Origin of the sequence: Streptomyces eurocidicus (genome assembly GCF_002891295.1) — a bacterium.
Taxonomy (GTDB): domain Bacteria; phylum Actinomycetota; class Actinomycetes; order Streptomycetales; family Streptomycetaceae; genus Streptomyces; species Streptomyces eurocidicus.
The window spans coordinates 228,070-241,114 of the sequence record NZ_LGUI01000001.1; the positions used below are offsets into that span (position 1 = coordinate 228,070).

Annotated in this window: 11 protein-coding genes; 2 read left to right on the forward strand and 9 right to left on the reverse strand. The window is 74.7% G+C overall.

The features are described from left to right. Nucleotides 1–59 precede the first annotated feature (59 nt). The 6 genes from AF335_RS00965 to AF335_RS00990 form a co-directional block, all read right to left on the reverse strand. Complete coding sequence (locus AF335_RS00965; protein ID WP_102916969.1) at nucleotides 60–821, reverse strand: endonuclease/exonuclease/phosphatase family protein; 762 nt, start codon at nucleotides 819–821, stop codon at nucleotides 60–62. Nucleotides 822–913: 92 nt separating this feature from the next. After that, nucleotides 914–1,855, reverse strand: a complete 942-nt coding sequence (locus AF335_RS00970) for an ROK family glucokinase (RefSeq protein ID WP_102916339.1) — start codon at nucleotides 1,853–1,855, stop codon at nucleotides 914–916. A gap of 121 nt (nucleotides 1,856–1,976) precedes the next feature. Next, nucleotides 1,977–2,477, reverse strand: coding sequence for a DUF5304 family protein (locus AF335_RS00975; RefSeq protein WP_102916340.1), 501 nt, complete (start codon nucleotides 2,475–2,477; stop codon nucleotides 1,977–1,979). Between the two features lie 89 nt (nucleotides 2,478–2,566). Further along, a complete protein-coding gene (locus tag AF335_RS00980) occupies nucleotides 2,567–3,883 on the reverse strand; it encodes an ArsA family ATPase (RefSeq protein ID WP_102916341.1) in 1,317 nt (438 codons plus the stop codon). A gap of 147 nt (nucleotides 3,884–4,030) precedes the next feature. Continuing rightward, nucleotides 4,031–4,486 (reverse strand): SRPBCC family protein, encoded by a 456-nt coding sequence (locus tag AF335_RS00985; protein ID WP_102916342.1) that lies wholly within the window; start codon nucleotides 4,484–4,486, stop codon nucleotides 4,031–4,033. Between the two features lie 105 nt (nucleotides 4,487–4,591). Continuing rightward, nucleotides 4,592–5,365 (reverse strand): metallophosphoesterase family protein, encoded by a 774-nt coding sequence (locus AF335_RS00990; protein ID WP_102916343.1) that lies wholly within the window; start codon nucleotides 5,363–5,365, stop codon nucleotides 4,592–4,594. A 269-nt stretch (nucleotides 5,366–5,634) separates the two neighbouring features. On the opposite strand from AF335_RS00990, the gene AF335_RS00995 reads away from it, so the two are divergent. Beyond that, entirely contained in the window at nucleotides 5,635–7,431 is a 1,797-nt protein-coding gene (locus AF335_RS00995; protein WP_102916344.1) for an AMP-dependent synthetase/ligase, read from the forward strand. Nucleotides 7,432–7,566: 135 nt separating this feature from the next. On the opposite strand, the gene AF335_RS01000 is transcribed toward AF335_RS00995, so the two are convergent. Beyond that, on the reverse strand, nucleotides 7,567–8,709 hold the full coding sequence (locus tag AF335_RS01000; RefSeq protein WP_102916345.1) for a glycosyltransferase family 4 protein: 1,143 nt from the start codon (nucleotides 8,707–8,709) through the stop codon (nucleotides 7,567–7,569). A 196-nt stretch (nucleotides 8,710–8,905) separates the two neighbouring features. On the opposite strand from AF335_RS01000, the gene AF335_RS01005 reads away from it, so the two are divergent. Beyond that, nucleotides 8,906–10,168: a glycosyltransferase 87 family protein gene (locus AF335_RS01005; protein ID WP_102916970.1), complete on the forward strand. Its 1,263-nt coding sequence runs from the start codon at nucleotides 8,906–8,908 to the stop codon at nucleotides 10,166–10,168. A gap of 169 nt (nucleotides 10,169–10,337) precedes the next feature. Here AF335_RS01005 and AF335_RS01010 read toward each other — a convergent pair whose 3' ends face one another. Both AF335_RS01010 and AF335_RS01015 read right to left on the reverse strand, forming a co-directional pair. Then, nucleotides 10,338–11,648 (reverse strand): hypothetical protein, encoded by a 1,311-nt coding sequence (locus AF335_RS01010; RefSeq protein ID WP_376697799.1) that lies wholly within the window; start codon nucleotides 11,646–11,648, stop codon nucleotides 10,338–10,340. Between the two features lie 110 nt (nucleotides 11,649–11,758). Then, a complete protein-coding gene (locus AF335_RS01015; protein ID WP_102916971.1) occupies nucleotides 11,759–12,814 on the reverse strand; it encodes a C40 family peptidase in 1,056 nt (351 codons plus the stop codon). Nucleotides 12,815–13,045 lie beyond the last annotated feature (231 nt).

Below are 13,045 nucleotides of genomic sequence, written 5' to 3' on the forward strand. Positions count from 1 at the left end.
CCTACCCGCCCCTTCCCGAATGTCCTCAAGCGCCGGACGGGCTCAATCAGCCCGTCCGGTCACGAAGCCGGCACCCGTACGGCCGCCAGCACCGGCAGGTGGTCCGTCGCCGCCCGGAGGTCCCGTTCCTCCACCCCCGGCAGCCCCATGGGGACCCCGCAGCCCAGGAACTCCACGCCGCCGGTCGCGAACACCGCGTCGATCCGCTGGAGCGGATCGCCCAGGCGCGTCGTGTGCTCACGCCCCCACGGCCGGGTCGCCCAGCCGTCCTGGAGGGCGTCCGCGAGCAGGCCGAAGGTACGCCCGTCGGGGCGGTCGTTGAGGTCGCCGGCCGCCACGGCGTACGGCACGTCCAGCGCGGCCAGCCGCTCCAGGAGCAGCCCGCCCTGTTCGTACCGCTCCCGGTCCTTGATGCTGAGGTGGCAGCTGAGGACGCCCAGCCGGGCCCGGCCGAAGCGGAGCACGGCGGTCGCGAAGCCGCGCTGGTGCAGCCCCGGGGTACGGGGCAGCAGGACGTCCTCGGCGCGCTCCACGTGCGCCCGGAGCGAGGACATGATCATCGGGCCGGAGGCGGTGGCGCCGCCCGTGACGTACACCAGGCCCGAGGCGCGGCCTAGCCGGGCCGCGGCCTTGCGCCAGCGGAAGAAGCGCGGGGCCTCCTGGACGCAGACGACGTCGGGCGCGCAGGCCCGGATGACCCGGCCCAGCGCGTCCACGTCGTCCCGCATGGAGCGGATGTTGTAGCTGAGCACCCGGACGACGGCCGAGCCGTCCGGCTCGGTACGGGAGGCCGGGAGGTCCGGCAGCGGAGCGGTAGTCACGGACCCGGACACACCCTTTCACCGGGCGGTGCCGAGCCGGCACCGCCGGAACGCCGTCGTGGGACCCGGCCGCCGGGGCGGCCGGGGAGCGCTCAGCCCTGGCGGGCCAGGTCCGCCGCGCCGACCAGGCCGGCCTTGCCGCCCAGCTCGGCGGCGAGGACCTGCGCGTGCGGTCGCCACTGGCCGCCGATCAGCCAGCGCTTGAAGGACTTGCGGATGGGGTCGAGGACGAGGTCGCCCTCGTCCGAGACGCCGCCGCCGACGATGAACGCCGACGGGTCGAAGAGGGAGGCGAGGTCCGCCAGGCCCGCGCCGGCCCAGCGGGCCAGCTCGCGGAAGGAATCGATGGCGACCGGGTCGCCCTGCCGCGCCGCGGCGCTGATGTGCTTGCCCTCGATGCCCTCGACCGTGCCGTCGCCGAGGCCCAGCAGGATCGCGGCGTTCTCCGGGGTGGCGTTGGCGCGCTGCTTGGCGTAGCGGACGAGCGCGCGCCCGGAGGCGTACTGCTCCCAGCAGCCCTGGCTGCCGCAGCCGCACAGCAGGCCGTCGGGCACCACGCGGATGTGGCCGAACTCGGCGGCCACGCCGAAGCGGCCGCGGCGCAGCTTGTTGCCGATGATGATGCCGCCGCCGAGGCCGGTGCCGAGGGTGATGCAGATGACGTCGTCGTGGCCCTGGCCGGCGCCGAAGCGGTACTCGCCCCAGGCCGCGGCGTTGGCGTCGTTCTCGACGACGACGGGGAGGCCGACGCGCTGCTCGACCTTGTCCTTGAGGGCCTCGTGGCGCCAGTTGATGTTCGGGGCGAAGAGGACCGTGGCCCGCTTGTCGTCCACATAGCCCGCGGCTCCGATGCCGACCGCCTCGACGTCGTGGTCGGCGCTGACCGTGCGCACGGCGTCGGCGATGGCGTCGATGACGCCCTCGGGGGTGGGCGGGGTGGGCACCTTGCACGTCGCGAGGATGTTGCCGTCCTCGTCGACCACGCCGGCCGCGATCTTGGTGCCGCCGATGTCCACGCCGATGGTGAGTCCCATGTGTCCCTCAGTTTTTCGCTCGAACCCCGCCGCGACCCACCGTACCGGAGGTGGGAGGGCCTCCCGCGCCCTTATGGCCCATGGAGGAAGCCGCGGGCGGGCCGTGCGGGGCCGGGGGCGTTCAGTCGAGGTCGATGCGCTCGGAACCGCCCGGCGTCCCGTCGTCGCCCCGGGGCCCTTCGGGGCCGCCGGCGGGACCACCGGTGGGGGCACCGGCGGAATCCGACGGTCCGTCGCCGGAGGCGCCGCGGGTCCAGCGGCCCTCCTGCCCCTGGACGGCGGCGCGGTAGGCGGCGAGCAGCTCGGAGCCGGCGGTCGCCAGGTGGTCGAAGACCTGGGGGTTGCGCTCGATGACGGGCTCGACTACGGCCTTGGCCTGCGCGACGACCTGCTGGACCACGTCCTGGGCGGCCGCGCCCGCGAGCGGCAGCTGGAAGCCGGCGACCTTCTCGGCCACGGCGTCGACGAGCTTGCGGAGCTCCTCGGCGGCGCTGCCGGGCGGCTGCCCGTACCTCTCGCGGCGGCGGGCCCGCTCGGCGGCGAGGTCCTCGGCGCACGCCTGTTCCCAGGCGTCGGACGCGGCCTCCGCGTGCGGTGCGGGGCGCTCGGTGGCATCGCTCATGGCGGACTCCTACGGCCGGAATTTCCTTCGACGTTACCCGAACGGTGGAAAGGCGTTCAGGAAGGGCGGCCCGGGAGGACGGCCGGGGCTCAGGAGGGCCGGGGCCACAGGGCGGGGTCGGGGGTGAAGCGCACGCACAGGGCGCCGTCGCGCAGCCCGGCCCCGGAGACGGTGCAGCGGCGCAGCGCGGACGGCAGGGGCAGCACCCGGCGGAACGGGCCGACGCCGACGATGAGTTCGTCACCCCTGCGTATGAGGTCGAGGGCGTCGCGCCGGGCGCCGGGCAGCGGGAGCCGCCAGACCAGTACGCCGTCGGCGGCCAGCCGGTCCTCCACGGTCCAGGCGTCGGCCTCCGGGCCGCCCGCCCCGGTGTCCCAGCCGTCGAGCTCGTCGGTGAGGCCGCGGCCGGCGACCACTCCGTACCCCGCCCCGTCACCGATGGTGGTGGAGCGGGCCCGGCCGGCCAGCTCGGCGAGGTCGGCGCGACCGCGGGGGGCCCGGCCGAGGTGGGGCAGTTCGCAGACGGTGACGCCGTCCACGAGGAACTCCTCGCGCAGCTCCTTGCGGGCGGTGCGCTGCTCGGCGGCGAGCCCGGCCGTCCAGGGGTCGGCGGCCTCGGCGCAGTGGTCGGGGAGCAGCCGGTTGGCGACGAGGGCGTCGACGCGGCAGCCCTGGAGGGCCAGGGCCGCGCGGGCCAGGCGGAGCTCCTCCACGGCGTGCGGGCCGGGTTCGGCGACCAGCCGCACGGTGGTGCCGGCCGCCTCGATCACGTCCTGGACCGCCGCGAGCTCGGCCTCCCAGCGCCCGGCGGTCTCGTACAGCCGCTGGGCGGGCATGGGGACGCCGGCGAGCTGGGCGAGCATCGGGCGCAGGGCGCGGGCGGCCTGCCGCTCGGGGGGCAGCAGCCGGCGCAGATAGCGCCGGAGCTGCTCGGGCAGGGCGAGCAGGCGCACGGTGTCGTGGACGGGCGGCAGGTCGACGACGAGCAGGTCCCAGTGTTCTTCCTGGGCGTGGGCGGCGCGGAGGGCCGCGAGGACGGCGAGGGGTTCGGCGCCGGGGAGCTCGGTGAGCTCCTCCGGGTCGAGGGGGGTGGCGCCGAGGAGGTCGAAGAGGGAGGCGCCGCGGTCCTGGAGCTCGCGGGCGCGGTCCTCGAAGTGCTCGCCGGTGGCGATGCGGGCGGCCCACAGGCCGGGGGCGACCTCGGCGGGCCCGGCCCAGGGCGCTCCGCCGGGGCCGCCCGTGGCGGGCCGGGGCAGCGCGGTGCCGAGCACCGACTCCGGGGCGGGGCCGCGGTCGCGGGTGAGGAGCAGGGTGCGCCGCCCCTCGCGCGCGGCGGCGAGCGCCGTGGCCGCGGCGGCCGTGGTGCGGCCCGCGCCGCCGGGACCGGTGACGAGGACCGTACGCAAGGTGGAGCCTCCGGCAGTGATACGTGGTTCCGGGGGGCCGTGGCCGTCGGCCGGCGGCCGGTGTGGGGAGGTGCTGACAGCGGTGTGGCGGGTGCGGGCGGGCCGGTGGAGGCCCCGCCTGCCAGGAGCCGGGTCAGGATCCGCGGGTCAGGAGGAGGCCGACGCCTTGCTCTCGACGCGCTGCTTGAGGCCGTCGAGGGCGCGGTCGATGATGACCTTCTCCGCCTTGCGCTTGATCATGCCGAGCATGGGGATCTTGACGTCCACGGTGAGCTGGTACGTCACCTCGGTGTGCTTGCCGCCGGCCGCGGGCTCCAGGCTGTACGAGCCGTCGAGCTGCCGCAGCATCTGGGACTTGACCAGCGACCAGCTGACGACGTTGGGCGCGGGCCAGCTGTAGGCCAGCGTGTGGTCGTCCTTGATGGCGCCGGCGTCGAGGACCAGGCGCACCTGGGCGGCGCGGCCCTCCTCGTCGCGGGCGAGGACCTCGGCCTGCTTGACCTCGCCGGTCCACTCGGCGTAGCGGTCGAAGTCCGCGATCACCGCCATGACCTCCGCGGGGGTCGCCTCGATCGTGATGCTCGAGCTGGTGTGTTCCGCCATCTGCGTGGCTCCTCCGTACCGGTCCCTGTGCCTGCTGTGGCCTGCCGTGCTGCGCCCTGCTCGGTCCTGGAACGACCGCCGCTGAAGGCTATCGTGCGCCGCTCGTCACCACTCCAGCACCCACGGTGTCCCGCTGGAGGCGAAGTGGCCGACGTTGACGCATTCCGTGGCCCCGATCCGCATCCGGCGGGCGAGCGGCTGGTGGACGTGGCCGAAGAGGGCGTAGGCGGGGCGGGTGGCGCGGATCGCGTCGAGGAGGGCCGCGCTGCCGCGCTCGAAGCGGCGGGCGACCGTGTCGTAGCAGAGCTCGGGCACGTCGGGCGGGATGTGCGAGCAGAGCACGTCGACCTCGCCGAGGGCCTCGATCTTCGCGGCGTACTCCTCGTCGTCGATCTCGTAGGGGGTGCGCATGGGCGTCCGCAGGCCGCCGCCGACGAAGCCGAAGACCCGGCCGCCGATCTCGACCCGCTCGCCGTCGAGGACGGTGGTGCCCGCCGCCGCGTACTCGGACCAGAGGTGGGGGATGTCGACGTTGCCGTAGGTGGCGTAGGTGGGGGTGGGGAAGGCCGCGAACAGCTCCGCGTACTGCTTGCGGACGGCGGACTCGATGGCGGCGTTCCGGTCGATGCCCTGCCAGAGGCTGCGGGCCAGGTCGCGGGCCTCCTCGAAGCGGCGGGCGGTGCGCAGCTCGACCAGCCGGTCGGCGTTGGCCTCCCCGAACAGCTCGGGGAAGATGCCGCGCGAATGGTCGTGGTAGTCGAGGAAGAGGACGAGGTCGCCCAGGCAGACGAGCGCGTCGGCGCCGTCTCCCGCCCGGCGCAGGCCCTCGCTGTTGCCGTGTACGTCACTGACCACGTGAACCCTGAAGCCACCTCGCATACCGATCACCCTAGAGTCTGCGACGGGCCCGCCGGAAGGTCCCCGACCTGCGGTTACTTCCGGGTCACCGAACGAAGGGGCTAGGGTTCGCAGAGCAGTCCCGTGGCATGTGACGCAGAGAACATCTCGGCGCGACCCCCTGTTCGAAAGCGATACCGGTGGGTAACGTCCGGGCAGTCCACTACCCCCCTTGCCTGATCATGGACCGCAGCCGACGCAGCGCCCCTCGAAGACGCGGCGGCGCCGGCGCCCGACGAGGAGCAGCAGTCTTGCGCGAGTTCAGCCTTCCGGCCCTCTACGAGGTCCCTGCGGACGGAAACCTGACGGATCTGATCCGCCGCAACGCCGCGCAGCGCCCTGACGTCGCCGTCATAGGGCGCAAGGTCGCCGGCCGCTGGGAGGACGTCACGGCCGTCACCTTCCTGGCCGAGGTGCGCGCGGCGGCGAAGGGGCTGATCGCGTCCGGTGTGCGGCCGGGCGACCGGGTCGGGCTGATGTCCCGCACCCGCTACGAGTGGACGCTGCTGGACTTCGCGATCTGGAGCGCCGGCGGGGTGACCGTGCCGGTGTACGAGACGAGCTCGGCCGAGCAGATCCAGTGGATCCTCGGCGACTCCGGCGCGGTGGCCGTCGTCGTCGAGTCCGCGGCGCACGAGGCGCTCGTCGACTCGGTGCGCGACCGGCTGCCGGCCCTGGAGCACCTCTGGCAGATCGAGGACGCGGGCGTCGAGCGGCTGCGCACGGCCGGCGAGGGCCTGACCGACGAGGAGGTCGACGAGCGCAGCGCGCTGGCCGACGCCGACTCCCCCGCGACGATCGTCTACACCTCGGGCACCACCGGGCGCCCCAAGGGCTGTGTGCTGACCCACCGCGCGTTCTTCGCCGAGTGCGGGAACGCGGTGGAGCGGCTGAAGCCGCTGTTCAACACGGGCGACTCCTCGGTGCTGCTGTTCCTGCCCACGGCGCACGTCTTCGGCCGCCTGGTGGAGATCTCGGCGATGCTCGCCCCGATCAAGCTGGGCTGCGTCCCGGACATCCGTAACCTCACCGAGGAGCTGGCCGCCTTCCGGCCGACGCTGATCCTCGGCGTCCCCCGCGTCTTCGAGAAGGTCTACAACGCCGCGCGGGCCAAGGCCCAGGCCGACGGCAAGGGCAAGATCTTCGACAAGGCCGCCGACACCGCCATCGCCTACAGCCGGGCGAAGGACGACCCGGCCGGCCCCTCGCTGGGCCTGCGGATCAAGCACGCGATCTTCGACCGGCTGGTCTACGGCAAGCTGCGCGGCGTCCTCGGCGGCCGGGCCACGCACGCGATCTCCGGCGGCGCGCCGCTCGGCGAGCGCCTGGGCCACTTCTACCGGGGCATCGGCTTCACGGTCCTGGAGGGCTACGGCCTCACCGAGTCCTGCGCGGCGACGGCCTTCAACCCGTGGGACCGGCAGAAGATCGGCACGGTCGGTCAGCCGCTGCCCGGCTCGGTCGTCCGGATCGCGGACGACGGCGAGGTGCTGCTGCACGGCGAGCACCTCTTCCAGGGCTACTGGAACAACGAGCAGGCCACGAAGGAGGCCCTCTCGGACGCCTGGTTCCACACCGGCGACCTGGGCACCCTCGACGAGGACGGCTACCTCACGATCACCGGCCGGAAGAAGGAGATCATCGTGACGGCGGGCGGCAAGAACGTCGCCCCGGCCGTGATCGAGGACCGCATCCGGGCCCACGCGCTGATCGCCGAGTGCATGGTGGTCGGCGACGCCCGCCCGTTCGTCGGCGCGCTGATCACGCTGGACGAGGACTTCCTGCCTCGCTGGCTGGAGGACAACGGCAAGCGGGCCGGCACGACCCCGGCCGAGCTGGCGGACGACCCGGAGCTGCTGGCCGCCGTGCAGAAGGCCGTCGACGACGGCAACTCCGCGGTGTCGAAGGCGGAGTCGGTCCGTAAGTTCCGTATCCTTCCGGCGCAGTTCACGGAGGAGTCGGGGCATGTCACGCCGTCGCTGAAGCTCAAGCGGAACGTGGTGGCGAAGGACTTCGCGGACGAGATCGAGGCGCTTTACCGCGCGTAGCGCGGTGTGCTCACCGTGACCGGGGTGCGGGACCGTCGCCCGTACCGGTCACGGCTTGTCCTCAAACGCCCGGACGGTCTGGATTTCGCCCGTCCGGGCGTTTGCCTGTGAGCGAGCCCGCCCGGCCCCGCCGTCCTACAGCAGTTCCCGCAAGCGGTCGGCCAAGAGGTCCCAGCGCCAGCGTTCCTCCACCCACGCACGCCCCCGCTCGCCCATGCGGCGCCGCAGCTCCGGGTCGCCCAGCAGGGTGACGACGCGGTCCGCCGTGTCCGCCGGGGAGCCGCCGCGGACGACGTACCCCGTCTCCCCGTCCAGGACGGCGTCGGGCGCGCCGCCGGAGTCCCCGGCGATCACGGGCAGGCCCGTCGCGGACGCCTCCAGATAGACGATGCCGAGCCCCTCGACGTCCAGGCCGCCGCGGCGCGTGCGGCAGGGCATCGCGAAGACGTCACCCGCGCCGTAGTGGGCCGGCAGCTCCTCCCAGGGGACCGGGCCGGTGAAGCGGACCGCGTCGGCGACCCCGGTCTCCTCGGCCAGCTTCCGCAGGTCGTCGCCGTACGGGCCGCCGCCGACGATCAGCAGCACCGCGTCGGGGACCGCGGCCAGGATCCGGGGCATGGCCCGGATGAGGGTGTCCTGCCCCTTGCGCGGCACGAGCCGGGAGACGCAGACCACGACCGGGCGGTCGGTGAGGCCCAGGCGGGCCCGGACCCCGGCGCCGCCGGAGCCGGGGTGGAAGGTCTTCTCGTCCACGCCGGGCGGCAGTTGGACCATGCGGGCGGCGGCCCGGTCGGTCAGCGCGCCCGCGATCCGGGACCGGGTGTACTCCCCCAGGTAGGTGAGCGTGTCCGTGCCCTCGCCGATGCGCCGCAGCAGTTGCCGGGCGGCGGGCAGCTGGGCCCACCCGGCCTCGTGGCCGTGGGTCGTGGCGATCAGCTTCCGGGCGCCGGCCCGGCGCAGCGCGGGGGCCATCAGCCCGAGCGGGGCGGCGGCCCCGAACCAGACCGAGGTACAGCCGTGTTCGCGCAGCAGCTCGGTGGCGCGGCGCGTCACCCGGGGCGTCGGCAGCAGCATGGTCGTCCGGTCGCGGACGACCTGGAAGGGCTGTTCGGCGTCGAAGCGCGCGGTGGCCTCGGCGCCCTCCCGGCCGCGCTTCCAGGTGGAGGCGTAGACGACGACCTCGGCGGGGTCCAGGCGCAGGGCCATGTTGTGCAGGAACGCCTGGATGCCGCCGGGGCGGGGCGGGAAGTCATTGGTGACGACGAGGGTCTTGTGCATCGCGTCCCGACAGTACCGGGTGTCCCGGCCCCACGGCCGGGGAGGTGCCGCCGGGGCGACCGCGCCGAGGCCGTGCGGGCGGCAACGGGGGCGGAGTACCGCCACGTCACCGCGCCAGGGCGGTCCGGGCGGGCATCATGCCTTCCAGTAGCGGCGCGCGGACGGCGTGTGAGGACCGTGAAGGGCGAGGTGGATGATGTCGGGCGCTGGTTTGCGGCTCTCGGTCGCGGTGTGGGCCGTCACCCGGGTCGTGCTGCTGTTGTGCGTGTTCCGGGTGTGGGTGCTGCCGGGATCGGACGTCTCCGTCGACATCGAGGTGATCTACCAGGGCTGGTACGGGGTGCTGCGCACCGGCACGTTCCCGTACGACGACGTGACGTGGCAGTACCCGCCGGCCGCCGCGCTCGCCGTGCTCGCCCCCGGGCTGCTGCCGTTCCTGGACTACGCCCCGGCGTTCTTCGTGGTGTGCTTCCTCGCGGACGCGGTGGTCCTCGCCCTGCTGCTGTACACGGTGCGGGGCGGCGGGCGCAGCGCCAAGGGGGTGTGGGTGTGGGTCGTGGGGGTGCCGCTGCTGGGGCCGATCGTCTACGCCCGCTATGACGTGATGGTGACGGCCGTCGCCGTGGCGGGGCTGCTGGCGATCGGCCGGCGGACCAGGGCGGCGGGGGCGCTCGTGGCGCTCGGCGCGCTGCTGAAGGTCTGGCCGGTGCTGCTGCTGGTGGGAACCCCGCGCGGCCGGACCACCCGGTCGGCGTGGACCACCGCGCTGCTCACGGCGGGGGCGCTGGGGCTGCTGTTCGCGGTGACGATGCCGGGGGCGCTGGCGTTCCTGACCTTCCAGCGGGACCGGGGCACGGAGGTGGAGTCCCTGGGGTCGCTGGTCTTCCACCTGGGCCGGCACTTCGGCTGGCACGGGCACGCGCGGCTGAACTACGGCTCGGTGGAGTTCCTCGGCCCCTACGTCCGTACGGTCAGCCGGCTCGCGCTGGGCCTGAGCGTGCTGGCCTTCGGCTGGCTGCTGGTGTGGCGGCTGCGGGCGCGCAGGTTCACGGCCTGCACGCCGTACGACGCGGCGTTCGCGGCCGTGCTCCTGTTCACCACGACGAGCCGGGTGATCAGCCCGCAGTACGTGGTCTGGCTGATCGGTCTGGCGGCGGTGTGTATGACGATGCGGACGACGCGTCAGGGGCTGCCGATCGCGCTGGTCCTGGTGGCCGCGCCGCTGACGCAGCTGGAGTTCCCCCTGTGGTTCTCGCATGTGGTGGCGAGCGACAAGCTGGGCGTGGCGACGCTGACGCTGCGGAACGCCCTGCTGGTGGTGGCGACCCTGATCTCGTGCGCGCGGCTGTGGCGCGGGACGGTGCGCGAGCCGGAGCCGGCGGAGGTCTCCCCGGCCCCGCCCCTGCCCGACCCCGGGGCTCCGCCCCGGACCCCGGTCCTCAAACGCCGGACGGGCTGATTTGTTGCCCGGAACCGAGTGAGGAAGCCACCCTGGCCCAGGGAAAGCCGGCCTCGGACAGGGGCGAAATCCAGCCCGGCCGGCGTTTGAGGCCACCGCGCGTCAGCGCGGAAGGGGGCCCGGGGCGTCAGCCCCGGTTCGGGAAGGGGCGGGCAGGGGAAAGCCCCCCTCACCCCAGCTCCCGCTCCACATACGCCCGCCACTCCGCCGTGAACTCCACCTGCGACACCCCCAGCACCCGCCGCAGCTCGGTCCCCACCGATCCCGACCGCCGCTCGTGCCCGCCCACCCCCCGGTAGAACGCCACGAGCTTCTCCTCGCCCCAGCGCTCCGCGATCATCCGGCAGGCCAGCCACCCCTCCTCGTACGCGCGGGCCAGCCGTCCGGACTCGCCCGCGAAGCCGAAGTCGGCGTCCGTGGGCAGCCCGCGCGGCGCCCGGTCCGCGGCCACGGCGCGGGCCAGTTCGGGCGCGGCCTGGCGGGCGGTGCGGTCGGTGCCCCGGTAGGCCGTCCAGTCGGCGAAGCCCTCCGAGAGCCACAGCGGGGTGGCCGCCGAGGTGAGGGCGCGGGTGGCGACATGGGCGGTCTCATGGGTGAGGACGACCTGGCGGCCGAAGGAGCCGAGCGCCCCGTACGCCTCGGGGTTGACGATTATCCGGTCGGCCGGGGCCTCCCCGGAGCCGCCGACCTCGCCGGTCGTCACGGCCGCGATGCCCCGGTAGTTGGAGACGGGCGAATCCAGGAGCGCGGCCATCCGCTCCACCGAGGCGGGCATCTGCACGACCACCCGGCCGGGCCACGCGCCCGGCCCCGCTCCCCCGCCCGTGCCCGGACCGCCGTCCCGCCACGCGGCCGCCACCGCGGGCACGGCGCGGTCCGCGGTGGCCGCGAGGGCCTCCAGGCGCGCCCGGTTCTGGCCGACCCCGAGGACGAGGCTGCGCTCGCCGCGCACCGCCGTGACCGGGCCCTGCTGCCACAGCTGCCGGCCGCCGCTCGGCGCGTCCTCGGCGGTGACGTACCACCGGCCGGCGCGCTCCACGACGGTCAGCCGGGCCTTGGTGGTGACCGGCGCCGTGTCATAGCCAGCCAGCCGGTAGCGGAGCTCGGTCTCGGCGGCGAGGCGGCGGCCGTCGCCCTGGGCCGGTGCGAAGCCCCCGGTCCGCACCAGGCGGTACTCCCAGGAGGCCAGCGGCACGGCGGCGAGGTTGGCGAACACCCGGCGCTGCTCCGCGCGATACCCCGTGGCGGCCGGGTCCACGGCGGCGAGGAAGGCCCGCTCGTCGCGGTCGCGCAGCGCGCTGGACCACCGGTCCAGCAGGGCGGTCACGGCCTTCCGGTCGCCGTCCGGGACGGCCGGCCCGGAGCCCGGGACGAGCGTCCCGCAGCCGCACAGGGACTGGAGCGCGAACAGCCCGGCGGCGAGCCAGGCGGCCACCCGGCGACATGCCCGGCGGGACGCCCCGGTGGTCGCCCCGCGCACGGCCCCGGGGTCGCCCCCGGGTCCGCTCCCTCGTCCGCTCCACCACCACCGGCCCGTCACGTCCCGCATCGTACGAGCCGTGCGCCCCCGGGCGTACGCTCAGGGCGCGCTCATGGCCGGGTGACGGAGGAAATGGGCATCATGTTGGCCGGGTCGTAGCGCACCCGGGCCCCGGGGTAGGGCGCGTGGACGACCTGGCCGTTGCCCACGTACATCGCCACATGGCTGGCATCGCTGCGGTAGATCACCAGATCGCCGGGCTGGGCCTCCGCCAGGGAGACGTGCCGGCCGGCGTAGCGCTGCGCCTGCGAGGTGCGCGGCAGGCCCACTCCGGCCCGCCCGTAGGCCCACTGCATCAGGCCGGAACAGTCGAAGGCGCTCGGCCCGGTGGCGCCCCAGGCGTAGGGCGAGCCGACGGCCGAGCGGGCCGCCATGGCCGCGGCGGCGCCGCGCGAGGAGGTGACGGCGGTGAGGTCGGGCAGCGCGGCGAGGGGGCTCTCCGTGCGGGCGGCGCCGTCCGAGCGGGAGGCCCGGGCGTAGGCCGCCCGCTCCGGCCGGGGCAGGGAGTTGAGCAGCCGGCGGGCCGTGGCGAGCTTCTTCTCGACCTCGCGCTTGTGGCGCTCGACGGCGCGGCGGCTCTCCTCCAGCCGCCCGAGGACCTCCACCGCCTCCGCCCGCTCCTGGCGCAAGGTGCGCTGGGCCTCCGTGAGCGCCCGGAGCTCCTCGGTCCGGCGGCCGCTCACGCGGTCGAGGGTGGCGGCCCGTTCGAGGTAGCCGTCGGGGTCGGAGGAGAGCAGCAGTTGGAGGGCGGGGGCGACGGCGCCGTTCCGGTACTGCGCGGCGGCGATCATGCCGAGGGCGGCGCGCATCCGGTTGACCTGTTCCTGGCCGCGCGCGACGCGGTCGGTGGCCTGCTCCACCTTCTTCCGCAGGTCGCCGGTGCGCTCGTCGGCCGCGTTGTACTTCTCGGTGGCGCGCTCCGCCTCTTCGTAGAGCTTGTCGACCTGTGCCTTGACGGTGCCGGGAGAGCGGCTGTCGTCGCCCGCGGGACTCGCGCCCGCGGGTGTGCTGAGGGTGGCCGCCGCGGTGGCCACGGCGGCGGACAGGACGGTGGCCCGCACGGTCTGGGTGAGACCTGACTGCGCGGTACGGCGGTGGGACGCCACGGGCGGCCGCACTCCCTTCCTCTGCTTCCGGTGGGTGCGGTCGCTTCGGCCGCCCGGGTGTGCGGACGGTGTGCCGAGGCACCGCGCGCCAGACAGTAGCGGCGTGCTCACCCCGGGTTCAAAGACCGTTCCGCGCCGGAAACTTGACGCCCCGCCGGAGACGCAGGTCACCGGCGGGGCGTGGAGTCAGCGGAGGTCGCCGTGATTCGCCCGATCGGGCGGCGGCTCAGC

Bases quoted from the DNA above. Each gene is read 5' to 3' on its own strand.
- AF335_RS00970 (WP_102916339.1), bottom strand. From the start codon at position 1,855: ATGGGACTCACCATCGGCGTGGACATCGGCGGCACCAAGATCGCGGCC.
- AF335_RS00975 (WP_102916340.1), bottom strand. From the start codon at position 2,477: ATGAGCGATGCCACCGAGCGCCCCGCACCGCACGCGGAGGCCGCGTCC.
- AF335_RS00985 (WP_102916342.1), bottom strand. From the start codon at position 4,486: ATGGCGGAACACACCAGCTCGAGCATCACGATCGAGGCGACCCCCGCG.
- AF335_RS00990 (WP_102916343.1), bottom strand. From the start codon at position 5,365: ATGCGAGGTGGCTTCAGGGTTCACGTGGTCAGTGACGTACACGGCAAC.
- AF335_RS01000 (WP_102916345.1), bottom strand. From the start codon at position 8,709: ATGCACAAGACCCTCGTCGTCACCAATGACTTCCCGCCCCGCCCCGGC.
- AF335_RS01005 (WP_102916970.1), top strand. From the start codon at position 8,906: ATGTCGGGCGCTGGTTTGCGGCTCTCGGTCGCGGTGTGGGCCGTCACC.